Origin of the sequence: Methylocapsa palsarum (genome assembly GCF_900114285.1) — a bacterium.
Classification (GTDB): domain Bacteria; phylum Pseudomonadota; class Alphaproteobacteria; order Rhizobiales; family Beijerinckiaceae; genus Methylocapsa; species Methylocapsa palsarum.
On record NZ_FOSN01000004.1, the window covers coordinates 36,957 to 60,987 of the forward strand.

Here is a 24,031-nt window from a genome sequence, read left to right on the forward strand (position 1 = left end):
GGACATCCCATGGCTGACAAGAACCCGCCTCACACGAATTCGTCCGCGCCGTCCTTCCGGCGCAAGCTGCTGCTCGAAGTCAGGAACGTCAGCCAGCATTATCTGACCGGATCTGGCGAACGCGGGCCGGCCGTTCTCGACGACGTTTCCCTCAATCTCAGGGAAAACGAGATCGTCGGCCTTCTCGGGCGGTCGGGAAGCGGCAAGTCCACGCTTCTTCGCCTTGTTGCGGGCCTTACGACCCCGACCGGCGGCGACGTCACTTATCTTGGCGAGCCGGTCGAGGGCCCCGTCGACGGGGTCGCCATGGTGTTTCAGAGCTTCGCGCTGTTTCCGTGGCTGTCGGTCCTGTCCAACGTCGAACTCGGCCTCCGGTCCAAGAACGTCGGCAAGGACGAGGCGCGGCGGCGCGCGCTGAAGGCGATCGACCTGATCGGTCTCGACGGTTTCGAATCGGCCTTCCCCAAGGAACTCTCCGGCGGCATGCGCCAGCGCGTCGGCTTCGCCCGCGCGCTCGTCGTTCATCCCAACATCTTGCTGATGGACGAGCCGTTCTCCGCCCTCGACGTTCTCACCGCGGAAACCCTGCGCACCGATCTGCTCGACCTCTGGGTCGAAGGCCGGATGCCGATCCAATCGATCCTCATGGTGACGCACAACATCGAGGAGGCGGTCTTGATGTGCAACCGCATCCTCGTCCTGTCGTCAAATCCGGGCCGGATCGCGGCCGAAATCCAGGTGACCTTGCAGCATCCGCGCAACCGGCTCGATCCCGAGTTCCGGCAATTGGTCGACAAGATCTACGCGCTGATGACGAAGCGGCCGGTCGTCGCCGCGGCCGGCCGGGACGGCGCATTTCCCGGCCTTGGCTTCGGCATGGCGCTCCCGCGCCTCTCAACCAACACGATCTCCGGCATGATCGAGGAGATCGCCGCCGAACCTTATCACGGCCGCGCCGATCTTCCCGCTCTCGCCGACAGTCTGCAGATGGAGGTCGACGAGCTGTTTCCGGTGGCGGAAACCCTGCAGCTGCTGCGCTTCGCCGAGGTCGAGGAAGGCGACATCAGGTTGACGCCCGCCGGGCTTCGTTTCGCCGAAGCCGAAGTCGACGTGCGCAAGAAACTGTTCGGCGATCATCTCCTCGCCTATCTTCCGCTGGCCGCGCGGATCAAGCACGTGCTCGACGACCGCCCGGCGCACACGGCGAGAACCACACGGTTCCTGGAGGAGCTCGAGGATTATATGTCGGAGGATTACGCCGACCAGACCCTGAAAAGCGTCATCAACTGGGGCCGGTACGGCGAACTTTTCGCCTATGACGAGACCTCGGAAACCTTTAGCCTCGAAAACCCGGAATAGGCTCCCGAAAAACGCGAGCCTTGGACAAGAGAAAGATCCTCGATGCTCACCCGCCGGAAATTCCTTGGCGCGTCCCTCGCCGCCGGGACCATTGGAGTTCATCGCGGCTGGTCCGACGAAGTCGCCCCCGCAATCCTGCGCATCGAGAATCGCACGATTGAAGTCAACGGCAAAGCCGCCCCGGTGTTCGGCATCCGCCAGCCCGACGGCTCCGCCGGGCTCATCGCGGAGGCCGGACAGCCGTTCCGGGTCCGCGTCGAAAATCGCCTCAATGAGCCCAGCATTCTTCACTGGCACGGTCTGACTCCGCCCTGGCGCCAGGATGGCGTGCATGAACTTGACGGCGGACTGATCGCTCCCGGCGCAAGCGCCGACTACGACTTTCCGCTGCGCGCGCCCGGCACGTTCTTCATGCATTCGCATCATGGGCTTCAAGAGCAGCAGCTGCTGTCCGCGCCGCTGATCGTGCGCGAGGCAGGAACCGGCTCCGGGGCGCAGGACGTGATCGTGATGCTCGCCGATTTCAGCTTCACGCCTCCCGAGGAGCTTTTCGCGCGGCTGCGCGACCCGAAATCAATGGCGAACATGAACCATATGGATATGACGCCGGAGGAAATGGCGGCGATGCCCGGGATGGCCGGAATGTCGACGCACGACGCGGAGCCAGACATCAACGACATCGACTACGACGCCTTCCTCGCCAACGACCGCACCCTGCGCGATCCCGAGGTGGTCAAGGTCGAAGCAGGCGGACCTGTCCGCCTGCGCATCATCAACGCCTCGGCGATGAGCGGCTATCATCTCGATCTCGGCGAGTTGCAGGGTCGACTCGCCGCCGTCGACGGGCATGCCGTCGTTCCGGTCTTTAGCCGCACATTTCCGATCGTTGTCGGGCAACGCCTCGATATCGAGCTGAATGTCCCGCCCGGCGCCGGCGCCTATCCGATCCTCGCAACGCTGGAAGGCGGGCGCAAGCGCACCGGGATCGTCCTGCGCGCCGGCGCGGGAACGGTGACGAAGCTTGCCGAGGAAGCCGCAAGCGCCACGCCCGCGATCACTCTCGGCCTCGAGGCCTGGCTGCGCGCGGCGGCGCCGCCGCCGCCCCGCCCGGCGGACCGCGCCTACGACGTGAACCTCACAGGCTCCATGGCGGGCTATCAATGGTCGATCGACGACGTCGCCTGGACGGAGACGACCCCTCCCCTGCTGGTCAGGCAAGGCGAGCGGGTCGAGCTTACGTTCGTCAACAAGACCAGCATGGCGCATCCCATGCACCTGCATGGGCATGACTTCCAGGTTGTCGCCATCAACGGCGACCGTTTTGCGGGCGCGGTGCGGGACACGGTTCTCGCGCCGCCGAAGACCAGCGTCACCATCGCCTTCGACGCCAATAATCCAGGCTGGTGGGCGATCCATTGCCACATGGCCTACCACATGGCGGCGGGGATGTTCACGACGATCAGATACGGGTGAGCAGGCTCGAAACAGCTCCTTTGCCGAAGCTCTCTACCCCAGCCCGAACCACAGCGTCGCGATCCCCAGAAACGATCCGTAACCGACAACATCCGTGACCGTGGTGACGAAGGCGCTCGACGAGACGGCGGGATCGATGCGGAGACGATCCAGCGCCTGGGGAATCAATATTCCGCCGAGCGCCCCCGCGATCAGGTTTGTCAGCATGGCGAGCGCAATGACCACTCCGAGCCCGGAGAGGCCGAACCAGAAGGCCGCGACGAGGCCCGTGATCGCGCCGAACGCGGCCCCGTTCAGGGCGCCCACCAGGACTTCGCGCAAAATGACGCGATAGGCGTTGAGGCGCGACAGCTCTCTTGTCGCGAGCGCGCGCACCGCCACGGTCATCGTCTGCGTCGCCGCATTGCCGCCCTGGCTCGCGACGATCGGGGCGAGCACGGCCAGCGCCACCATTTTTTGTAATGACCCTTCGAACAGCCCCAGCACAGACGAGGCGATGAACGCCGTGATAAGGTTGACGAACAACCAGACGAACCGGCTTTTTGCGGTCCACCAGACCGTGTCCGAGAGTTCTTCATTTTCGGAAACGCCGCCAAGCGCCTTCACTTCGGCGTCCGCTTCCTCCTGAATGACGTCGACGGCGTCGTCGATGGTGATGACGCCGACAAGGCGCTCGCCTTCGTCGACGACAGGAATCGAGACGAGATTATAGCGCTGGAACAAAAGCGCTACTTCCTGACGGTCCTCGGTCACCTCGACGCGGCGCCGGTCCACGGACATGATGTCTTCAAGGGGCGTCGAGCTTTTCGCCCGCAAAAGCGTGTCGAGAAAAATATTGCCCAACAGGCGGTGCGCCGGATCGACGATGAAGATTTCAAAGAAGGAATCCGGGAGATTTTCTTCCTCCGCGTCGCGCATGACGTCGATCGCCTGCCCCGCTGTCCAGAACGGCGGCGCGGTGACGAAGGACGTCTGCATCAGGCGCCCGGCGGAATGGTCCGGATAGTCGAGCGAGCGCTGCAATTGGGCGCGGTCGACTGGCGGCAGGGCCTCCAGGATTTCGGCCTGGTCTTCGGCGTCGAGGTCTTCGAGAATCGTGAGCGCGTCGTCGCTTTCGAGATCGCGCACGCCTTCGGCGACGGTCCGGTTCGGCAATTCCGCGAGGATTTCGTCGCGGATATTGTCGTCCATCTCGGTCAGGGCCGCGAAGTCGAACTCCGGCCCCATGAGCTCGATCAGCCTGAAGCGCTCGTCGGGATCGAGCGCGACGAGGACCGCGCCCAGATCCGCCTCGTGGAGAGACCCGGCGCGGGCGCAGACTAAAGACGCGTCCGACGAGTCGATCGCCGCCTTCAGTTCGTCAAGAAATTCGGATTTAATCTCGCCGTCGCTGTCGTAAAGGGAACCGGATTCGTCCGCGTCCCGGAGGCCGGACGCCGAGGCCTGATCGTCATCCTCGGTGTCGGCCATCAGTTCAGTCCAGGTTCGTGGGGGTCACCGGGTTCATAAAGGGCTTTGCGATCCGGTCAAACCGCGAAAACGAATTGCCGCGTTTTGGCCTTATTGTTTTCCGCCAGTCTCATCGTTTTTATCTCAATTTTTCGCCAATCCTGACTTGTCCGGCCTTGGCGCGCTCGAAGGGTTACCCGAATGGGACAACAAAAACCAACGCTTGAGGTTTTTTGGCGCGCCGCCAAAACAGTGCTGAGCGTCGCCGCCGGTCTTTTGCAGCCGCTCCTGCCCGGCCCCGCGGCCGCTAGGTCGCCCTCCTGCGCCCCCGACGCCCTTGGCGTCAGCCGGACGCTCTATCTTGGAACCGAGGGCGGCTGGCGGGCCGGCCTGAAAAGTTATCCGCAGACCCTTGCGCTCGACGATCACGAAGTCATCCTCACCTTCGACGACGGCCCGCTGAATTCCACGACCGGGAAGATCCTCGACGCGCTCGCGGCCGAATGCGTGAAAGCCACGTTCTTTCTCGTCGGCCGCAACGCCGAAGCCTCGCCCGCGCTTGTCAAACGCGAGATCGCCGAAGGCCATACGGTCGCGCATCATTCCTATTCGCATCCGGGCGCGACCTTGCGCCGCTTGAGCGAGAAGGCGGCGCTGGCCGAGATCGTCAAGGGTTTCACCGCCGTGGACAAGGCGGGCTACGGCGCGGCGGGCGCGACCCCGAGAACGCCCTTCTTCCGCTATCCGGGCTTCGCCGATTCGCCGGAAACGCTTGCGTGGCTCGCGCAGAACAATATCGCCGTGCTCGGCGCGGACCTTTGGGCCTCCGACTGGCAACCGATGACGCCGCAGGCGGAGCTTGACCTCGTCATGGACCGCCTCGACAAGGAAAAGCGCGGCATCCTCCTCTTCCACGACACCAAGGCGCAGACGGCGGCGATGCTGCCTGCCCTGCTCCGCGAACTGAAGCAGCGGGGATACAGAATCGTCCATATCGCGCCGGGCGGCGAACCGCCGCCGCTCAGGGCCGCGCCGCCAGGCTGGACCTCGGAGACGGACAAGATCATCGCGAATGTTTTCGCCAAGGAATACGGCGCCCGGCCGGCGAGGCGTCCGGCCCTGGCGCCGGCGCCGATGGGCGCCCGCTGACGCCAGATGACGCCCGATTCATGGGCCTCATTTGCCGAGGATAAGCCAGGCTGCTAGAGCGCTTTCCGATCGCATGAAGTCATGCGATCGATCAGAAATCGCTCCAGAGTTAAAGCTTGAGCATATTCTTCTCGATTGGATTGATTCAATCCGATCGGAATATGCTCTAGACGGACATCAAACGACCGGTCCACGCTCCTTTTCCTGCCGGACCCTCCGCAAGGCCCCATTGAGCGATGTCCCGCAGGCTGCTGATAGTCCATCACAAGAACGCCGCGGGCGGCCCGGACGCGCCTTACCTCGTCAGTCTCATGCGCCCCGAATGGGAGCGCGCCGGCTGGTCGGTGACCGACGTCGCCGGAACAGCCCGCAGGCCTCCGGCGGACGTCGCGTTTCTCCATGTCGACCAGTCGCTTGTGCCGGACGAATACCGGGAATTCGCAAACGGCTATCCCGCCGCGGTCAACGCAAATATCCAGGACATCCGCAAAAGCTCCTATTCCCGCAACCGGGTTGTGCGCGGCGACGGGTATGACGGGCCTGTGATCGTCAAGACGGACCTCAACTCCGCGGGATTTCCCGAAATCAATCTGCAATATCCGCATTGGAGCCCGTTTGGCCTGGCGGCCCGCCTCCTCGCCCGGGAAGGGATTCGCTGGCCGGGCGGCGTTCAGCCGCGCTATCCCTATCCTATGCGCGGCAAGCAGGACTACCGCGTCTTTGACTCGGTTCGGGACGTCCCCGCCGGGGTCTTCGACTGCCCGGCGCTGATCGTCACGAAATTCAGTCCCGAGATGCATGACGGCAAATATTGCCTGCGCGAATGGTATTTCCTCGGCGACGTCAGCATTGATCGCGCCGAACTGTCCGACGATCCCGTGTCCACCTACGGAAAGCACACGCCGCGACTCGACAAGCCCGCGCCGCCCGGGCTTTGGGATCTGCGGCGCAAGCTTGGTATGGATTACGGCAAGATCGATTATGCGATCTGCGACGGCGAACCCGTCGTCTTCGATCTCAACAAAACAATCGGGTCGCGGCGCAGGCCGACCGAGGCGGCGAGGACGCTCGCCGCTGCGCTGGCGAAAGGGCTCGGCTCGTTGGCGAAAAGCGGCTGACTGATTGGTCTTCGGGTCCCAAGGCGCAGACCCCAGACGAGGCCAACAGGAACTTGGTGCGGCCAAGAGGACTCGAACCTCCACTGGTTGCCCAACTAGCACCTCAAGCTAGCGCGTCTACCAATTCCGCCATGGCCGCAACCGCCCGTGCGAAGGATCAAAGGCCTTCGCCGAGGCAGGCGCGTCGTCTAACAAATCGCCGCTCCCGTGGCAAGCAGCGATCCAAAATCTCCTCAAGAACCATACCTCGTCAGGATGGGGGAGGATCCGCCATCTTTCTCTGACGCTCCTTGGCGCGGCGCGCTCAAAGCCCTAAATCTTCGCAACACCTCGCCTCCGGCGAAGTCCGCGAACCGGCTCTTCACCTCACGCGAACCTGCTTTGCGCCTTGCATATGGAGAAGAATATTTCCCTCTCGCAAGCGACCGCCGCGCCGTGTGCGCGCGACACCCTGACCAAAGTCATGACGGCGCGCGAAGGATCGCCGCCGGTCGAATGGCGAATCTCCCACGCGCCTGTCCCCTATTCCGAAGCCGTCGCCTTCATGGAGGCCCGCGCCGACGCCATCGCCGCAGGCGAAGCTGCGGAACAGGTCTGGCTTCTGGAGCATCCGCCGCTCTACACGAAAGGAACGTCGGCGCGGGACGCCGATCTGCTCGATCCGCGCTTTCCCGTCTTCGAATCGGGCCGCGGCGGCCAATTCACCTATCACGGCCCCGGCCAGCGCGTCGCCTATGTCATGCTCGACCTGAAACGCCGCCAGCCGGACGTGCGCTGTTTCGTCGCCGCCCTCGAGACCTGGATCATCCGAACGCTCGCCTCGTTCGGCGTCGTCGGGCTCCGGCGCGAGGATCGCGTCGGGGTCTGGGTGGAGCGGCCGGACAAGCCGAGAGACCTTGGTGGGGAGATTGCCGAGGACAAGATCGCCGCGGCGGGGATCCGGCTCCGGCGCTGGGTGTCCTTCCATGGAATAGCGCTCAACATCGCGCCGGACCTTTCTCATTATACGGGGATCCGGCCCTGCGGCGTCGCGGACGCCCGGCTTGGCGTGACCAGCCTTCGCGATCTCGGATCAGACGCGGCCATGGATGACGTGGACGCGGCGCTCCTGCGCGAGTTCGAATGCGTTTTCGGCCCGGCGGTCCCGCTTGAGGTCAGCAGGCCGGCCCAACCGGAACCTCCCGGTTGAGCCAGTCCAGAAACGCGCTGTTGACGGCGTCAGGGGAAATCCGCGCGATGCAATTGGTGTAGCTGACGGCGGCTTTGACGATGCCTTCCACGGTTTCGGTGAGTTCCGCCCGGGTCTTGACCAGAAGCACGACTTCCGGCTCCTCCACGATCTCGCCTTCCCACCGATAGGCGCAGGTGATGGGAAACCAGTTGCAGCAGACCGCCGCCTGGCGCTCCAGAAGCGCCCGCGCGATGGCGCGCGCCTCATCCGCATTGTTCAGCGTGACATAGATCATTTTCATGAATGCGCTCCCGGTCTCGTCGGCCCGGCCGCCGCCGGAAACCAAAGCCTCGGCAAAGGCGCGGCGAGGCGAGGCGAGGCGAGGCAAGCCATTTCCTGTTTCACGGACAGGCGTTAATATAAGCCGGAAAGCTTCAAGCCCGGAGAACGTCATGTACATCGCCATGAACCGCTTCAAGGTCATCAAGACTGAAAAGGCGGCTTTTGAAAATGTCTGGCTGACGCGCGAATCCCGCCTCGACGAAGTGCCGGGGTTCATTTCGTTTCATATGCTGAAAGGGCCGGAGCGCGAGGACCATGTGCTTTATTCGTCGCATACGATCTGGGCGAGCGAGGCGGATTTTCTCGCCTGGACCAGATCCGAACAGTTTCGCGCCGCGCACAAACATGCGGGCGGCCAGAAACCCCTGACGATCGGGCATCCCGAATTCGAAGGCTTCGAGGTCATCCAGACCCTCGACAATCCGCGCCTCAAGGCGCAGACCCCCTCCCCTGCGGCGCCGAGCCCGGCCGCGGCCTAACCCTTGCGGCCTCCCGCCAGATCCCAGCGGGTTTCGAAGATCGTGTCGCAGATGCCCGGACTGCCGAAGCCGTCGCTGAAGCTGACATTGCTGCGGCGATGATGTTCGCCGTGGGCCTTGCTGGTGATCGCGGCGAAAAACCACGCAGTGGCGAGCCCTTTCAGGCCCGGCGCGCGTTCCTTTGGCGCTTTGGCCGCAAAATCATACCCGGAATGCTCGTAGAGCCCGCCCAGCGCGCCAAGGCTGGCGACGATCAGATGAAACGCGACATCGGCTCCCGCCCCGACCAGCGCCAGCGGGATGAGATAAGGCAGAACGATTTCCAGGAAAAAATCCGCCGGGCTCATGTAGCACGCGCTGACGCCTTTGCTTGCGCCCGTGGAATGATGCACGCTATGGCCAAGCTTGCGGATCAGACCGGCCCTGTGCAGCACAAATCGATGGAAAATATATTGGACAATATCGTGCCCCACCCCCATCAGCGCCATGGCGGCGAGAAAATGAACGAGCCCCATATGCGGCGCGCCGGTGAAGGCCAGTCCGAAATATTGAACCGCGCCCATCGACGGCAGCAAAATGAAAAACTGGTTGAACAGGACCCGCGGCAACAATTCGCGATAGCCGAGCCGGTCGACGTCGCGCACCTTGAAGGCGCGCAGCATTTTGGTCCGGTCCCAATATTCGAACAAAAGCCCCGCGCCATGATAGACGAGCATCTGAACCGCGAAGGCGAGGAGAAACAGCGGCGGACTCCACGACGAGCCGCTCATATCAAGACCAGAACCCACGTCGCGCAACCCTTTCGGCGTTCAAGCATCACTTAGTCCTCAGCCCCGGCTTACCGCAAAATTAACCTCAGGACAAAGAGCGGGTTGCGGTTTTTCACAGCCGCCTGCAAGCTTCCATTCATTCGAACACAAGGTAAAAACCGATGAGCGGCTCTTCGCCCGAGAAGCAAATCATCGCCCGCGAGACCGCCAGGATGCTGATCGAGGTGGAGGCGGTGCTGTTCAACGCAAAAACGCCGTTCATCTTCACGTCCGGCTGGGCGAGCCCGGTCTATACCGACATGCGCAAGATCATTTCCTATCCGCGACTGCGCAATCGGCTCATTGATTTCGCCGTGACGACGATCGAGCGCGAAATCGGCTACGAGAGCCTCGAAGTCATCGCCGGCGGCGAAACGGCGGGCATTCCTTTTGCGGCGTGGCTCGCCGACCGGCTGATGCTGCCGATGCAATATGTACGGAAAAAACCCAAAGGCTTTGGCCGCAACGCCCGGATCGAGGGCGACATTCATGTGGGCGGCCGCGCCCTCCTCGTCGAGGATCTCGCCACCGACGGGCGCAGCAAGGCGAGTTTCTGCAATGCGCTGCGCGAGTCGGGCCAGGCCTGCGACCACGCCTTCGTGTTCTTTTTTTATGATATATTTTCCGACACTCCGGCCCTCATGGCCGAGCTTGGGCTGACGCTGCATTCCCTTGCGACCTGGCGCGACGTGATCGCGGTCGCGCGCGAGAACCGCTATTTCGACGCCGCGGTCCTCGATGAGGTGGACGCGTTCTTGAGCCGTCCGGCGGAATGGTCGGCGGCGCACGGAGGCGTCAAGGAATTCAAGCCGGCGGGGTAAAGTCCTATCGCGCCGTCAGGATTTTCCGCCACGGCACGCCGCTTAGAAACATCAGGCCTTTGGTGATCGGGGCGCCCAGCACGGGGGCGATGGTCTTGAACCGGGCGAGAAGCTGATTGGCGACGCGGGAGCGCCGCGACCATTTTGGCGCCGCCGTGTTGGCTGGGTCGGAACAGTCGATGCGGCGCAAAAGCCGCGCGTAATCGAATGGCGTCCAGCCCCGGTCGACGAAATAATCCGCGTGGTCAATCAAATGATCGACCAGGATGGCCTTGGCCTCGTCGTTGCTGTCGCCCTCGCAGCCCGGCTGGTAGCAGAGGACATGGTCGAGCTGCGGCCGTTTGGAGAAAATATTGCCGCCGTGGATGCGGTACACCGCGACCGGCTCGTCGATCAGGACGCTGCCGCTGACCGCGTTGATTCCGAGGCAGAAATAGAGATCCGTCCCGGTGCGCAAATTGCGCAACGCCGGATTGCCGGCGAAAAGACCCAGCGCGTCGCGGCGAAAGCAATTTCCTGAGGTTGGCGACCAGACCCATTGATTGGTGGTCCAGTTCACGAACCGGATCCTGTCCAGCAACGAGGCGTCGACATGATACGGCGGCCATGATTCGCCGAAGGAATGCCTGTAGGCGCGCGTCGCCCCGGCTTTTTTGCCAAGGTCGCCGTTGAAGAACTGATTGAACGCATGCTCGGTCCCGAGCACCACCTGATCCTCCGAGGCCTGGAGCATGTCGCCGGAGGAAAAGCCGACATGAACCCGCAGCGACAGATGGACGAACATATGCGTCTCGACGCAACGGGGAAGCAGCGTGTCGTCGGCGTCGACGAAGATGACGTAAGGTCCGCTCGTCGCCGCGAGGCCGTCGAGCGCCGCCGGGGTCTGACCGCCGTTCGCCTCACGCCGGACAACTTTCAATTGCGGGTGGCGCGCCTGAAGCGCGAGCAGAATTGTGGCGCTGTCGTCGGTCGAGGCGTTGTCGACGACGACGCATTCGACGTTGGGATAGGTCTGGCTGTAGATTGAGCCGACGGCGTCGTTCAGAAAGCGCCCGTAATTGTAATTGACGACGATGACGCTGACGACCGGGAGCTTGAACGCATGCGCCGCGCCGGCCTGCTCGCCAGCGACGCCCGTCGTGGACCGCCATTCATTCATTGTCCGCATCCCATATGGCCGCGATCCTGATCGGCGGGCCGCGCCCGCTGGCTAGCACAGACGCCCCTGACCGCAAAAAGCAAGAGCGCGTGTCAATAACCTCGCGCGGGGTCGACGATATCCTCGACCGGTTCGCCGCGGACGTAATGATCAAGGTTCGTCAGAATTTTGGCGGCGAGGCGGTCGGTCGCCCTGAGGTCTCCCCAGGAAATATGCGGCGTCAGCCGGATCTTCGGATGAGAATAGAACGGATGGCCCTCGGGCGCCGGCTCGGGATCGGTCACGTCGAGGCTCGCCCCCGCGATGCGGCCCTCGTCGAGCGCCGCCAGCAAGGCGTCCTGATCGATGAGCGCGCCGCGCGCGACATTGACGACATGCAGCCCCGGCTTCGCGTGGGCCAGCGCCGGGGCGTCGAGGATTTTCCGCGTGCGCGGCGTCAGCGGCAGGACGAGAACCAGATGATCCGCCACACCCACGAGTGAGGCGAGATCGCCCGCCCCTTCGACGCCTTCGTCGAGCGGGCGCGGTTCGCGCGTCAGGGCGACGATTCGCATCCCGAACGGGCGCGCGCGATCCGCGATCGCCCGACCAAGCGCGCCGTAGCCGGCGAGACCAAGGCATTTGCCGTGGAGGCTGCCGAGCGGGCGCATCTTCCATTGCGACCTGTCGCGCACGCGGATCGCCTCGAAATCCTTCTCGAAGGCGAGAATCGTCGCCAGCACGAATTCGGCGATGGGAATCGCCGCGACGCCACGCGCGCAGGAAGCGATGCGCCCCTCGAACAGCCAGGGCGGGAACGGATCGACGCCCGCCGACATGATCTGGATCATCCGAAGCCCGAACGGCCAGCCGGGCGGCGGCGAGTCGGGCGCGCCCCGGAAGGCGGAAACCTGCGTGATCAGCACATCGGCCTGCGGAGGAACCTCCCACCCCAGCGCGCCCTTGGGATGTTCGATGATCTGCGGGCGCGACCAGTGCGCGGCGAGAAGTTCGCCGATCTTCGCGCCGCCCTGGTTGACGATGAGGGGAGAGCGGACCGTCTTTTGAGGCTCGGAGGGAATGTCGTTCATTTGACCGCTTCTATCATTCCGGCGAGTGCTGGATTTGGCGAATAGCGCAAATCCGTCCGCCGCGCCATGCGTCAGCTGTAAAAGCATGGAAAGAGCGGGCAGCGTCTCAGTTTGAATTTCCGCACTGGGTGGATTTCAGTCAGTCCGTTCCCGAGCGGGCATTTTGGAAAGCGGCCTTTCTGTCTATTGCGTGGTTGGGCGGATAGCCGCCTGTCAAAGAAATCTATTGAACGGCAAGGTTGGGCCATAAGCGGACCTAATGCACCTGTGCGTAATTCAAGAAAAACGCTCAGCGTTTAAGCGATTGTCTTGATTTCCGTTTTGGTGGAAATAGCCATCCTAAAACGCTAAGTTTTCTCAGCCGCATGACGGGTTTCAGACTGGGGCTTATGCGACTGGTGCGCCGTCCAAACGCACAAGCGCCATGCTCCATGCGCACGTGGCGCGAAAGGAAAACGCAGGGCGCGGCGGCGGGCCGCGCGAAGGTCAGCGGTTCGAAACGCCTTGGCAATCCGCGAACGGGGGCGCGTCGAGCGAAGCCATTGTGGCGACGCCAGCCGTAAAAGCGAGCGCGAGCGTTCGGCTCTTCACAAATGCGCATACATGGAAGCTGCTTTCGCCTGGATCGCTCGCCGTAATTGCACACCATCGCATATTTCGCCCCACCCGTATCTGCATCTCGCTCGGCGGGTCCAGTTGACCGATCGCCGTCGGAGTTTGTGGGTGAAGTTCGATGATTGCCAACCCTGGAACCTCACGGACTTGCGCCCAAGCGCTTCAAGGCGTCCTTTATTTCTTGCCGATCTGGCCCCTTTGCCAGCGCGCGTCGGAAGTCAGCGATGGCTTCATCCTTGCGGCCGAGCGCTTCCAAGATGCGACCGCGCGTATCGAGCGCGGCGGGGTCGTCTGGGCCCAACTCGAGTGACGTCTGGACATCCCGCAGTCCTTGCGCCGTCTTACCCGCCTCAAAGTAGGCCATAGCGCGGTTGTTGTAGGAGGGAGCATTTTTCGGATCGAGCTCAATCGCCTTGTTCAAATCGGCCATGGCGCGGTCGAGTTCGCCCTTGTTTCCGTAGGCGTTGCCGCGGCCGTTGTACGCAGCTGCCAGTTTCGGATCGAACTCGATCGCCTTGTTGTAGTCGGCGATCGCGCGGTCTTGATCGCCCTTGTTCGCATAAGCGTTGCCGCGGTTGTTATAAGCGAAGGCGAATTTCGGAACGAGCTCTATCGCCTTCTCGAAATCGGCGATCGCACGGTCGTGATCGCCCTTGTTCCTATAAGCGTTGCCGCGGTTGTTGTAGGCGAGGGCATTTTTCGGATCGAGCTCGATCGCTTTGTCGTAGTCGGTGATCGCGCGGTCTTGATCGCCGGTGCTCTGGTATGCAAAACCGCGGCCAGCATAGGCCGCGGCGTATCTCGGATTGAGCTCGATCGCTTTGTCGAAATTGGCGATCGCGCGGTCTTGATCGCCCTTGTTCCTATAAGCGTTGCCGCGGTTGTTGTAGGCGAGGGCATTTTTCGGATCGAGCTCGATCGCTTTGTCGTAGTCGGCGACGGCGCGATCGTGATCGCCATTGTTTCCGTAAGCGATGCCTCGGTTGTAATAAGCGTCAGCGTATTTCGGAACGAGCTCGATCGCCTTGTTGTAGTCGGCGATGGCGCGGTCGTGATCGCCGTTGTTCGTATTAGCGTTGCCACGGTTGTTGTAGGCGAGAGCATTTCTCGGATCGAGCTCGATCGCTTCGTCGTAGTCGGCGATGGCGCGGTCGTGATCGCCCTTGCTAGCATAAGCTAAACCTCGGTCGTTATAGGCGGGGGCCAATTTCGGATTGAGCTCGATTGCCTTGTCGAAATCGGCGATCGCGTGGTCGAGATCGGCCTTCCTCCTGAATGCCTCACCGCGGTTGCTGTAAGCTAAGGCGTATTTTGGAGCGAGCTCGATCGCCTTGTCGAAATCGGCGACGGCGCGGTCCAGATCGCCCTTTGTCCCGTAGACGACGCCGCGGTAGTAATAGGCGACAGCATATTTCGGATCGAACTCGATCGCCTTGTCGAAATCGGCGATGGCACGGTCGAGATCGCCCTTCTTCCCATAGGCGATGCCGCGATCGGTATAGGCGGAGGCGTTCCCCTCGACCTGCGCCTGCTGAGCCTGCGCGAGCGAATTCGCGACAAGGATACCCGCACTTAAGAGTGCAGCGCCACGAATCGCGCCGGACGTCATGTAGGTAATATTACCCTTATAGGCTTGTGCAGCATTTGCCGTCGACGCGCCACAACCACCGAGCTGCAGTCCGATAACGACAACGATTACACCCCGCTTCAGGAGTGACATCGCTATTTTCTCCGAAATCTCAATGAACCGACATCCCTCATATAGGGTTTGCTCCGACCCTAATCCATTCCGAATTGAATCCGAGCAAAGCTAAGCCGTTGCCCCTGTTGAAGACTGCTCGCTCTTCGTGGGTCCGCACTCCTTACGCAATTCCGCTTGTGGATATTTCAAAAATTTGCTCTGGCAAGTTGCCTCAATTATATCAGGCGCTTACAGCGTGCAGAGATGAGGAGCGAATGTCCGCTCAACGCCGTTCGGAGATCGTCAAGCCAGGCAATGTCAATGTCCGCAATGTTTCACGAAGGGACAATGGCACGTTTTTCGCGGTTGGCGGGATTGGGCGCTCTGCAGTCGGTTCCCCAACTTCTAAACGACTGCTTCTGAGAATCGGAACCAAGCCTTGGATCGACGAGGCCGGGTCGAGTGCTGAAATTCAAACTGAGCCACTGCCCTCTCCGGCGATCTGACCTTGCAATTTATCCGCATGGCCAGAGGCGTAATATCGCGCCGCCACATCGGGGTGCGAGCGCAGCCGCCCTTTCAGATAATTCTCCCCGGCGTGACGAAGCAGTGGATTGGCGGGATCGCTCGCCGGTCCATGCGCCTGCGCCGCAAGCTCTAGCGGCAAATCGAGCAAGGGCGTGCGGGCGTCGAGCCGAGCGCCCAGAAAAAACGCGATGGAGAAACGCTCGCGCCCCGGCGGCGGCGCGACGACCCGATGCATGGTCGCGCGCAGATAGCCGTTCGAGGCGAGTTCCAGAAGTTCGCCGATGTTGACCACGAACGTTCCCGCGCGCGGCGGCGCCTTGATCCAGCGGCCCTCCTCGACCTCGACTTCGAGCCCGTCCTGATCGTCCTGGAGCAGGAGGGTCAAAAGCTCGCTGTCCTTGTGAGCGCCGACGCCCTGATCCCCGCTCGCGCCGTCGCCGCCGGGGTAGCGGATGATCTTGACGTGCTGGTTCGGCGCGCCCGCGTAAATCGGGGCGAAGGCCTCGCGGTCCTGCCCCAGCGCCTCGGCGAACGCCCGTAGCAGCCTGATCGAAACCTCCGTGAGCGCGCCTCGCCAGCCGAGCAGCGCCGCGCGCAGCTCGGGCAAGGAGTCCGGCCATTGATTGGGGCCTTGCAGGCGCAGCCAGGCCGGGTCGCCGGAGCGCCAGACCGCCTCGCGCTCGGCGCCGATGTCGAATTGCTCGCGCCAGTCTGGCTTGCCGCGCGTCAGTTCCGCGCCGGGACGGCTGTAGCCGCGAAAGTGCGGCGAACGAATCATCTCGACCGCCAGCTTTTCCGCCTCCGGAAGCGCGAAAAACCGGCGCGCCTCCGCAAAGAGGGTTTGGCATACCTGCGCGCCGAGACCATGCCCGGAAAGATAGAAGAACCCGGCCTCGCGCGCGGCGGAGCGCAGATCCGCCAGAAAAGCCTCCCTGTCCCGCGGGCTGCCCCCGAGGCGGGAGAGATCCAGCAGCGGCAGCGAGTTCATGGCGTCAACGCCTCACAATTCGTCGGACGCATCGGCCGCCGCGGCGGGCTTCGGCTTGCGCGGCCTCGGCATTTGCCGGGGCCATTTGACGATATGATCGGGATAATCCGCCAGCCGGACCTGCTTTTCCAGCGCCCGGACCCGGCCGCGCGCCGAAACTCCCGCCTCATGCACGGTCTGTGGCGACCCGGAGACCAGCGGGTGCCACCAGGCGAGATCGCGCCCCTCCGCGACGAGGCGATAGGCGCAGGACGGCGGCAGCCAGGCCAGGGCGCGAACCTTCGCCGGAGTCAGGCCGATGCAATCGCGCACCCGGCGCCGCCGGTTCGCATAATCGGAACAGGCGCAGGTTCCGGCTGAAAAAAGCGTGCAGGCGATATCCGTGAAATAGATTTCCCCGGTGTCCTCGTCTTCGAGCTTGATCAGGCAGCAGCGCCCGCAGCCGTCGCAAAGGCTCTCCCATTGAGACGGGGTCAATTCCTCAAGGCTCCGCGTCTTCCAGAACATCGCGTCCGTCTCGGGCTTGATCTTGGACTTGGTCTTGATCTTGGGCTTGGCCTGAGGCGCGGATTTGGTCTTGGCTTCAGGCTTGGCCTTGGCTTCAGGCTTGGGCTTGGCTTCAGGTTCGGGCTTGGCTTCAGGTTCGGGCGCAGATTTCTGGCGGCGCCGGACGGGAGTAGCGTTTTCGCCATTTGGCGCGGGTCGATGCAATTTCGCTGGCGCTGACATTATTTTGCGGGACAAAAGGGAACAGGAGTTTGACTTGCGCGCCGCCGCGGCTTTCGTCAAGGGCGTCGGCCCTTTCGCGGGGCGTTCCAGAGCGCTGGTTCAGTTTGCCTTGGGAAGACGGCCGCGCGTCATAGTTTTGGGCGATTATCGCCCTACGGATTTTCCGCTGGCGGCTTGAAGGAGAATTTCGCGAGCCCCGGCGGCTGAACTGAGCGCTTTCCGATCGCATGAAGTCATGCGATCGATCAGAAATCGCTCCAGAGTCAAAAGCTTGAGCATAGTCTTGTCGATTGGATTGATTCAATCCAATCGGAATATGCTCTATGCTTGATCTGTAAACGGCGACGTTCGATATCTGAATCATCGTCCGCGCGATAACGCGGACCGCGCTTGGGAAAGGCGGCTGAGCTTTGTTCGATGGTCTGCGGTCGTCGGCTTTCGGCCGGAAAATCGCGCGAGGATTGCTCGCGTTTGACGCGTTCGTCGACTCGACGCTCTATGCGGCGCAGGAGAGCGCGCGCGACCGCTATGACGCTTTTTCCACGTTCATGGACCGTTTCCACATCGCCGGATGGCGGCGCGCCCTCAATGAACTCGCCTGCGAAACCCTTAACATCAGCGTCGGCGTGGGAGTGCTGGCGCTGATGCTGGCGATGCCCGCTTTCCAGGAAACTTCTGAAGACTGGCTGAAAAAAACCGACCTCGCGGTCACGTTTCTCGATCGCTACGGTCAGGAGGCCGGGCGGCGCGGGATCCGTCACGATGATTCGGTCTCGTTCGACGAATTGCCGCCGGCGCTGATCCAGGCGGTTCTCGCCACGGAGGATCGCCGCTTCTTCGATCATTTCGGCATCGACGTGATCGGCACCATGCGCGCTTTGACCGTCAACGCGCGCGCCGACACGGTGGTCCAAGGCGGATCATCGATCACTCAGCAGCTTGCAAAAAACCTTTTTCTCTCCAACAAGCGCACGCTCCAGCGCAAAATCAAGGAAGCCTTTCTGGCGCTGTGGCTCGAATACAGACTGCCGAAGCGCGAAATCCTTCGCCTCTACCTTGACCGCGCCTACCTCGGCGGCGGAGCGTTCGGGGTGCAGGCCGCGGCGCAATTCTACTTCGACAAATCAGTGAAGGATCTCTCGCTCGCCGAAGCCGCCATGCTCGCGGGCCTGTTCAAGGCGCCCACGAAATTCGCGCCGCATGTCAATCTGCCGGCGGCCCGCGCACGCGCGAACGACGTGTTGAACAACATGGTGGACGCGGGCTATCTCACGGAGGGCCAGATCTACGCGGCGCTGCGAAATCCGGCGACCCCCGTCGATCGCAAACGCGACGTCAATCCGGACTGGTATCTCGACTACGCCTACGACGAGGTTAAAAAACTCTCGGACGCGGGAAAACTCGGGGACGAACGCGTTCTGACGGTCCGCACGGCGCTCGACCTCAATCTGCAACGGCGCGCCGACGCGACGATCGAGGATCAATTGCGCCAGTATGGTCCCGGCTACCACGCGAAGCAGGGCGCGATGGTGATCCTTGAGCCGCTTGGCGCGCTGCGGGCCATGATCGGCGGTCGCGACTATGGCGCGAGCCAGTTCAACCGCGCGACGGATGCGCTGCGCCAGCCCGGCTCTTCGTTCAAACCCTTCGTCTATCTGACGGCGCTGATGACCGGAAAGTACAAGCCGACGACCATCGTCGTCGATGCGCCGATCTGCATCGGAAACTGGTGCCCGCGCAACTACAAGGGCTCCTATGCCGGCTCGCTTCCGCTGATCACCGCCCTGGCGAAATCTCTGAACACGGTTGCGATCCGGTTGTCGATCGGCATCGGCGAGGCGGATTCGGTGCCGGGCCACAACAACACCTTCGAGGCCGCGAAACGCGGCCGCGCCAAAATCGTGGAAACGGCGCGGCGGATGGGCCTGACGACGCCTCTCGCCGACACGGTGTCCTTGCCGATCGGCGCGGCGGAAGTGACCGTCATCGACATGGCTTCGGCCTATTGCGCCTTCGCCAACGGCGGCCTTCGCGCGCCGCCTTACACGGCGGTGGAAATCGCCAACAGCAGGGGCGAGGTCATCTACCGCCGCGACCGGGATTCTCCGCCGCCCTATCAGATCATCGACCCCGACACGATCGTCACGATGGACTCGATGCTGCTGCAGGTGGTCGAGGCCGGCACCGGAAAACGGGCGAAGCTCGACAATATCGACGTCGCCGGAAAGACCGGCACGACCAACGGCTACAAGGACGCCTGGTTCATCGGCTTCACCGGCAATTTCGTCGGCGCGGTCTGGTTCGGCAATGATGACGATACGGCGATGGAGAACATGACCGGGGGCAGTCTTCCGGCCGGCACCTGGCACGAAGTCATGGAATACGCGCACCACGGCGTTGAACTGAAACCCCTGCCGGGACGCCCGACGCCTGCGGCCGCGCCAAACCCGGCGCCGGTGGGAGAGGGGGCGACCGCCGACTCCGCCCTCGCCGGAGCGCCGCGTCCGCCGGCGCGATTGTCGGCGCGGGCGGTCGAGACGCTCACGGCGATCGAAGCCGAGATGACGGATCTTGCAAGAAAACGAAGCCAGGCGGAGCTTCCGACCGTGGGCGCCTCCGTCAAGGACGTCGCCGGAAAGCCCGCTGAAGGGCGCAAAGGCGCGGCGGGCGGCGGCGGGTAGGCGGCGGGTCGGCGGCGGGTAGGCTCGGACAGAATGATGCTTTCAACGCGGGGTGGCGCCCGGCATTGGCGAACTGGCGGTTACGGGTGCATTTTTTCATAAAATTGCTTGGCGTCGTTCTGGCGGGCGTCATTCTGGGTCTGGGAGGAACCCTCCTGATGCTGGAGCGCGGAGTCTCGTTCGGCGCGGTCAAGGCGGGGCCGTGGACGGCCTCGCCCCACAACGGCTCGCTTGACGTCGACCCCTACGCGCGCGCGATGTTCGCCTACACGGGCGAACTTCCGCTGGGAGCGGCGGAAGGGATCGGCTTCACCGCCCAGAAGGACAGCATGGGTGCGCCTCTCAACGCGCACTGCGACTACATCGTCAGCGGCCACACGCCGCAAGCGCGCTACTGGACGATGACATTGCTCTCGCCCGAGGGCTTGCCTGTCGCCAACGCGGCCCGGCGGTACGGATTCACATCGGCGGAGATTTTGAGGGCGCCTGGCGGGAACTTTGAAATCGCGCTGTCGCGCCACGCGCGCCCGGGCAATTGGCTGCCGATCGGAGATGCGTCGAAATTCATGCTCGTTTTGCGGCTCTACGATCCAGATCTGAACATCGCGACCTTGTCTCTCGACGAGGCCAGTCTTCCCGCACTCATCCGGAAGAATTGCCGGTGACCAGTCTCGACCGCGCGCTCTCCACCCTGCTCTGGCTGCTTGCGCTGATCTTCATTGCGGGACTCGCGCATATCCTCACGATTTTCTACCTGCCGACCCATTTCGCGAAGGTTCCGATGGAGACGTTCGCGGCGTTCGCAAAACAATCGCAGTTGACGCTGTTGCCACAGGCCGCCCCCGGAGCGTCGCTGACGCCCTTCGCCGATCCCGCGACCGTTCAGGGAATCTGCACGTTCGATCTCGCGCAAGGGCCGTTGCACGTGCATGGCGACGTGGACCGCGACCGATTGCTCACCATGTCGTTTCGAACGCCGGCTGGAATGGTCTTCTATTCGTTGACCAACCGGGCCGCGCAAAAGGGCAAACTCGACATTCTGCTGCTGAACACCGCGCAACTCGAAGCGCTGGAGGCGGAAGACGATGCTCAGGACGAAGGCGCGCCGGCGCAAGACCTGCGGCTTCTCTCTCCGACGGAAAAGGGATTCGTCCTGTTGAGCGCCCTGGCGAACTTCCCGAGCGAAACGGCGGATGCGGAGCAAAGGGTGAAAGCGTTCACCTGCGAAACGCAGGAGCCGGCTACGGATTAACCCCGACGTCGAAAACGCTCAGACTCGTTCGACGTCATGGTTCAGAACACACAACGGCCCGTAAACAATCTGGGCCGTACTCGCTTCGAGAAGCGACTGCGTCTTGAGATACGCGGTATAAAGCCGCGCAACAAAACACTCTTTAAAATTGAAGAACTTCGACAAATTGAAAAAACACCGCCAAATTGAAGACAGCCCGCAAAGAAAGCTTACCCGCCACAGAATGGATCTTCTCGCGACATGTTGGCGCAAAAACTCCTGACCGGACGCCTGTGTTCAATATTTTTGTTTTTCCGTAACCCCGTCTTTGCCTTGAAGCACAGCCCCTTGCGACTGTTTCCGGCGCGTCTTTTTTTGCGGACGATCTCCCTGCGCCCGTCCCTTGGCCTCGCTCGGCCGGTCGACAATCGTCCCGCGCCGGACGCCGGGGAAGAAAATGACGACGGCCGAAGGCCTTGGCGTAGAAGGCTTGGGCGCAGGTGGCTTGGGCGCAGGGCCTTGATGAGCAAGGCGATCAGAGTCTGAAAGACCATGGCCCGTCACAGGTTTGAAAACCAACACTTCGCCCATCCTAAGTCTCCAGAATTCAGCGCACCCGGCTGTGCGGATCGCGTGATGTCTATTTTTATGAGTCCACCTTGCTCAACGCCAAACATGCATGACGAAAAAGCATGGTCGAGGTCAGAGGCGACCGTCGGCGCGCTGTTTCGCCGGAGGGTTAAACTACGGCCTTACGATAATTTTAATGTGATAAAACGCACTCCCCATCAACGGGTTCCGGGCATCTCAGGCTTTGCTATTTCGATGGCTGTGACATGGCGCCCTTGCGGACTCCAGCGAAGCCGCTGTTTCTCGGAATTCGTTTCTTGGAATCTGTTTCTTGGAGGCGATGCGGACTACAGGAATTGACTGAGGCCGGGGATGGCCGCCGCGACCTGCCCCACACGTTCATCGCCCGCCTTCTCACGGGCATATGCGAAGACTTCCTTGCCGATCGCCTGCATTTGACTCATGCCAAGACCGAGCTCCCCAAGCCTGCCCGCCAGACCCATGAGGCCGCCGCCGATCATTCCAGCGAAGCCGGACAACACCCCGCCGCCGTCTCCCGCCGCGTCCGCAGCCTCGGAGGCCCCCGGCACGGACGTAAACAATTCCTCTACTTCAGCCTGCGGACCCTCCTTACGCAGAAACGCAAGAATGAGCCCCGTCGCCTGCCGGGCGACGTCGGGCTCCACACCCGTTGCTGCGGCGATGCGCGCGATCAATTCATCCATGTCGGCCTCCTTCCTTGCGAACCTGTCGCGCCGGGCTTTCGCGGCCCCGCCGATGCCCGCACTTGCCGCTCGCCGAGGCCAAAAATCAAGCCGATCCGCGCTTGAAAATGACCCTGCCGAGGCCATCGCACCTCGTATCGCGACAAGACATGTCCTATAGTCATCCTGATCCGCGGACCTTGAGGCAGACTGACCGCGGGGCGACCGGTCCGGTCAAACCGGTCCCTAGGAAATATTCTGTCCTGCGAAATAATCTGTCCCACAAGGAATCCGCCGCATGGCCGATGAGTCGGCAAATCCGCCTGGTCAGATTCTGGTCGGCAAGGGAGACCGGTTCGAGCATTTGATTCTGGCGCTCGGCAACCGTCACGGTCTTGTCGCGGGAGCGACCGGTACGGGTAAGACCGTGACTCTGCAACTTCTGGCGGAGGGATTTTCGCGGGCTGGCGCGGCTGTATTTGCGGCGGACGTAAAAGGCGATCTGGCGGGCGTCGCCATGCCAGGCGATTCAAAGCCGCATTTCGTCGCGCGCGCCAGGGAAATCGGCGCCCCCTACAAGCCCGATTCCTTTCCGGTCGCGTTCTGGGATCTTTTCGGCGAACAGGGTCACCCCATCCGGGCGACGCTCTCCGACGTCGGCCCGCTGCTCCTCGCGCGGCTGCTTGAACTCAACGACATCCAGGAGGGCGTCCTCAACATCGCGTTCAAGGTCGCCGACGAATCCGGCCTGCTCCTGATCGACCTCAAGGATCTGCGGGCGATGTTGCGGCATGTGAGCGAGAACGCCTCCGACCTGACGGCGCGCTATGGCAATATCGCCGCCTCGTCGGTCGGCGCGATTTTGCGCCAATTGCTGGTTCTTGAAAATCAGGGCGCCGCGAATTTCTTCGGCGAACCCGCGCTCGACATTCACGACTTCCTGCGCACGGACGCCAACGGGCGGGGGATCATCAATATCCTCAGCGCCGACAAGCTCATGCGCTCGCCGCGTCTTTACGCGACTTTTCTTTTATGGATGCTGTCCGAACTGTTCGAGAAATTGCCAGAGGTCGGCGATCTCGACAAACCGAAGCTGGTGTTCTTTTTCGACGAAGCGCATCTTTTGTTCGAGCGCGCCCCGGCGAGCCTCCTCGCCGCGATCGAGCAGGTCGTGCGGTTGATTCGCTCGAAAGGCGTCGGGGTCTATTTCGTGACGCAAAACCCCGTCGACATTCCCGACAGCGTCCTCGGGCAACTCGGCAATCGTGTGCAGCATGCGCTGCGCGCGTTCACGCCAAGAGACCAGAAAGCCGTGCGGGCGGCCGCGGAAACGTTCCGCGCGAATCCGTCGTTCAATACGGCGGCGGTCATCACCCAACTGGGCGTCGGCGAGGCGCTGGTCTCGATGCTGGACGAGAAGGGGAGTCCCGAAATCGTGGCGCGGGCCTTGATCGCGCCCCCATCGGCGCGGGTCGGCCCGATCACCCTCGAGGAGCGGCGCAGCCTCATCCAAAGCAGCAGCCTGCTTGGCAAATACGACACGCCCGTTGACCGGATCTCGGCCTTCGAGCGCCTAGAAAATCCCTCCGCCGCGCAGGCGGATCAACCCGGCGGCCAGCCTGGCGACGCGGCTGCAACCCCGACGGGAGGACTTCTCGACAGGCTCGGCGGCGCGATCGGCGGATTCTTCGGCAAAACGTCCGGGACCAGCGTCGGCAAACGCCAGCGCATGTCCCCCGGCGAGATGGCGGTCCGCTCCGCCGTTCAATCCGCCGCGCGCTCGGCCGGAACCCAGATCGCCCGGGCGATCATGCGCGGAATCCTCGGCGGGCGCTCGAAATAGACGGCGCCTACTCTGCTCTCGCGGTCCTGATCCGCGATATCGAAAGGCGGGTGAAATCCTAT

20 protein-coding genes and 1 tRNA gene are annotated in these 24,031 nt (G+C 62.6%); 11 read left to right on the top strand and 10 right to left on the bottom strand.

What is annotated here, in order from left to right:
- The first annotated feature begins 9 nt into the window (after positions 1-9).
- Entirely contained in the window at positions 10-1,359 is a 1,350-nt protein-coding gene (locus tag BM177_RS05910; protein ID WP_091679786.1) for an ABC transporter ATP-binding protein, read from the top strand.
- 42 nt (positions 1,360-1,401) lie between these two features.
- Positions 1,402-2,832, top strand: coding sequence for a multicopper oxidase family protein (locus tag BM177_RS05915; protein WP_091679791.1), 1,431 nt, complete (start codon positions 1,402-1,404; stop codon positions 2,830-2,832).
- 33 nt (positions 2,833-2,865) lie between these two features.
- Here the strand turns inward: BM177_RS05915 and mgtE are convergent, their stop codons facing one another.
- Entirely contained in the window at positions 2,866-4,302 is a 1,437-nt protein-coding gene (gene mgtE, locus BM177_RS05920; RefSeq protein ID WP_091679796.1) for a magnesium transporter, read from the bottom strand.
- 180 nt (positions 4,303-4,482) lie between these two features.
- On the opposite strand from mgtE, the gene BM177_RS05925 reads away from it, so the two are divergent.
- Both BM177_RS05925 and BM177_RS05930 read left to right on the top strand, forming a co-directional pair.
- Positions 4,483-5,430 carry a polysaccharide deacetylase family protein gene (locus tag BM177_RS05925; RefSeq protein ID WP_091679800.1) on the top strand — a complete coding sequence of 316 codons (948 nt, stop codon included), beginning with the start codon at positions 4,483-4,485 and terminating at the stop codon, positions 5,428-5,430.
- A gap of 236 nt (positions 5,431-5,666) precedes the next feature.
- A complete protein-coding gene (locus BM177_RS05930) occupies positions 5,667-6,548 on the top strand; it encodes a hypothetical protein (protein WP_091679803.1) in 882 nt (293 codons plus the stop codon).
- Between the two features lie 54 nt (positions 6,549-6,602).
- On the opposite strand, the gene BM177_RS05935 is transcribed toward BM177_RS05930, so the two are convergent.
- A tRNA-Leu gene (locus BM177_RS05935) sits at positions 6,603-6,687 on the bottom strand.
- Between the two features lie 255 nt (positions 6,688-6,942).
- On the opposite strand from BM177_RS05935, the gene lipB reads away from it, so the two are divergent.
- Positions 6,943-7,737 carry a lipoyl(octanoyl) transferase LipB gene (gene lipB / locus BM177_RS05940; protein WP_425284372.1) on the top strand — a complete coding sequence of 265 codons (795 nt, stop codon included), beginning with the start codon at positions 6,943-6,945 and terminating at the stop codon, positions 7,735-7,737.
- On the opposite strand, the gene cutA is transcribed toward lipB, so the two are convergent.
- Positions 7,703-8,107, bottom strand: a complete 405-nt coding sequence (gene cutA, locus BM177_RS05945; protein ID WP_244532146.1) for a divalent-cation tolerance protein CutA — start codon at positions 8,105-8,107, stop codon at positions 7,703-7,705. The genes lipB and cutA overlap by 35 nt on opposite strands.
- 64 nt (positions 8,108-8,171) lie before the next feature.
- Between cutA and hmuQ the strand changes: the two genes are divergently transcribed.
- Positions 8,172-8,540, top strand: a complete 369-nt coding sequence (gene hmuQ / locus BM177_RS05950) for a heme-degrading protein HmuQ (protein ID WP_091679806.1) — start codon at positions 8,172-8,174, stop codon at positions 8,538-8,540.
- Here the strand turns inward: hmuQ and BM177_RS05955 are convergent.
- Positions 8,537-9,328: a sterol desaturase family protein gene (locus BM177_RS05955; protein ID WP_244532147.1), complete on the bottom strand. Its 792-nt coding sequence runs from the start codon at positions 9,326-9,328 to the stop codon at positions 8,537-8,539. The genes hmuQ and BM177_RS05955 overlap by 4 nt on opposite strands.
- Before the next feature lie 143 nt (positions 9,329-9,471).
- On the opposite strand from BM177_RS05955, the gene BM177_RS05960 reads away from it, so the two are divergent.
- On the top strand, positions 9,472-10,170 hold the full coding sequence (locus BM177_RS05960; protein ID WP_091679815.1) for an orotate phosphoribosyltransferase: 699 nt from the start codon (positions 9,472-9,474) through the stop codon (positions 10,168-10,170).
- Positions 10,171-10,174: 4 nt separating this feature from the next.
- On the opposite strand, the gene BM177_RS05965 is transcribed toward BM177_RS05960, so the two are convergent.
- The 5 genes from BM177_RS05965 to BM177_RS05985 form a co-directional block, all read right to left on the bottom strand.
- Positions 10,175-11,329, bottom strand: a complete 1,155-nt coding sequence (locus tag BM177_RS05965; RefSeq protein WP_244532149.1) for a glycosyltransferase family 2 protein — start codon at positions 11,327-11,329, stop codon at positions 10,175-10,177.
- Positions 11,330-11,421: 92 nt separating this feature from the next.
- On the bottom strand, positions 11,422-12,399 hold the full coding sequence (locus BM177_RS05970) for an NAD(P)-dependent oxidoreductase (RefSeq protein ID WP_091680251.1): 978 nt from the start codon (positions 12,397-12,399) through the stop codon (positions 11,422-11,424).
- Positions 12,400-13,153: 754 nt separating this feature from the next.
- On the bottom strand, positions 13,154-14,734 hold the full coding sequence (locus BM177_RS05975; protein ID WP_091679823.1) for a tetratricopeptide repeat protein: 1,581 nt from the start codon (positions 14,732-14,734) through the stop codon (positions 13,154-13,156).
- 433 nt (positions 14,735-15,167) lie between these two features.
- A complete protein-coding gene (locus tag BM177_RS05980) occupies positions 15,168-16,211 on the bottom strand; it encodes an isopenicillin N synthase family dioxygenase (protein ID WP_091679827.1) in 1,044 nt (347 codons plus the stop codon).
- Between the two features lie 12 nt (positions 16,212-16,223).
- The gene (locus BM177_RS05985) at positions 16,224-16,718 is read right to left on the bottom strand and encodes a YcgN family cysteine cluster protein (protein ID WP_091679831.1); all 495 of its coding nucleotides are present in this window, start codon (positions 16,716-16,718) and stop codon (positions 16,224-16,226) included.
- Positions 16,719-17,350: 632 nt separating this feature from the next.
- Between BM177_RS05985 and BM177_RS05995 the strand changes: the two genes are divergently transcribed.
- The 3 genes from BM177_RS05995 to BM177_RS06005 all read left to right on the top strand — a co-directional run bounded on the left by BM177_RS05995 (position 17,351) and on the right by BM177_RS06005 (position 20,873).
- Positions 17,351-19,621: a transglycosylase domain-containing protein gene (locus BM177_RS05995; RefSeq protein ID WP_091679834.1), complete on the top strand. Its 2,271-nt coding sequence runs from the start codon at positions 17,351-17,353 to the stop codon at positions 19,619-19,621.
- A gap of 86 nt (positions 19,622-19,707) precedes the next feature.
- Positions 19,708-20,286, top strand: coding sequence for a DUF1214 domain-containing protein (locus BM177_RS06000; RefSeq protein ID WP_244532150.1), 579 nt, complete (start codon positions 19,708-19,710; stop codon positions 20,284-20,286).
- The gene (locus tag BM177_RS06005; RefSeq protein WP_091679839.1) at positions 20,283-20,873 is read left to right on the top strand and encodes a DUF1254 domain-containing protein; all 591 of its coding nucleotides are present in this window, start codon (positions 20,283-20,285) and stop codon (positions 20,871-20,873) included. Before BM177_RS06000 ends, BM177_RS06005 begins: the two co-directional genes overlap by 4 nt.
- A gap of 896 nt (positions 20,874-21,769) precedes the next feature.
- Here BM177_RS06005 and BM177_RS06015 read toward each other — a convergent pair.
- Entirely contained in the window at positions 21,770-22,147 is a 378-nt protein-coding gene (locus BM177_RS06015) for a hypothetical protein (RefSeq protein WP_091680255.1), read from the bottom strand.
- A 277-nt stretch (positions 22,148-22,424) separates the two neighbouring features.
- On the opposite strand from BM177_RS06015, the gene BM177_RS06020 reads away from it, so the two are divergent.
- On the top strand, positions 22,425-23,969 hold the full coding sequence (locus BM177_RS06020) for a helicase HerA-like domain-containing protein (protein WP_091679849.1): 1,545 nt from the start codon (positions 22,425-22,427) through the stop codon (positions 23,967-23,969).
- Positions 23,970-24,031 lie beyond the last annotated feature (62 nt).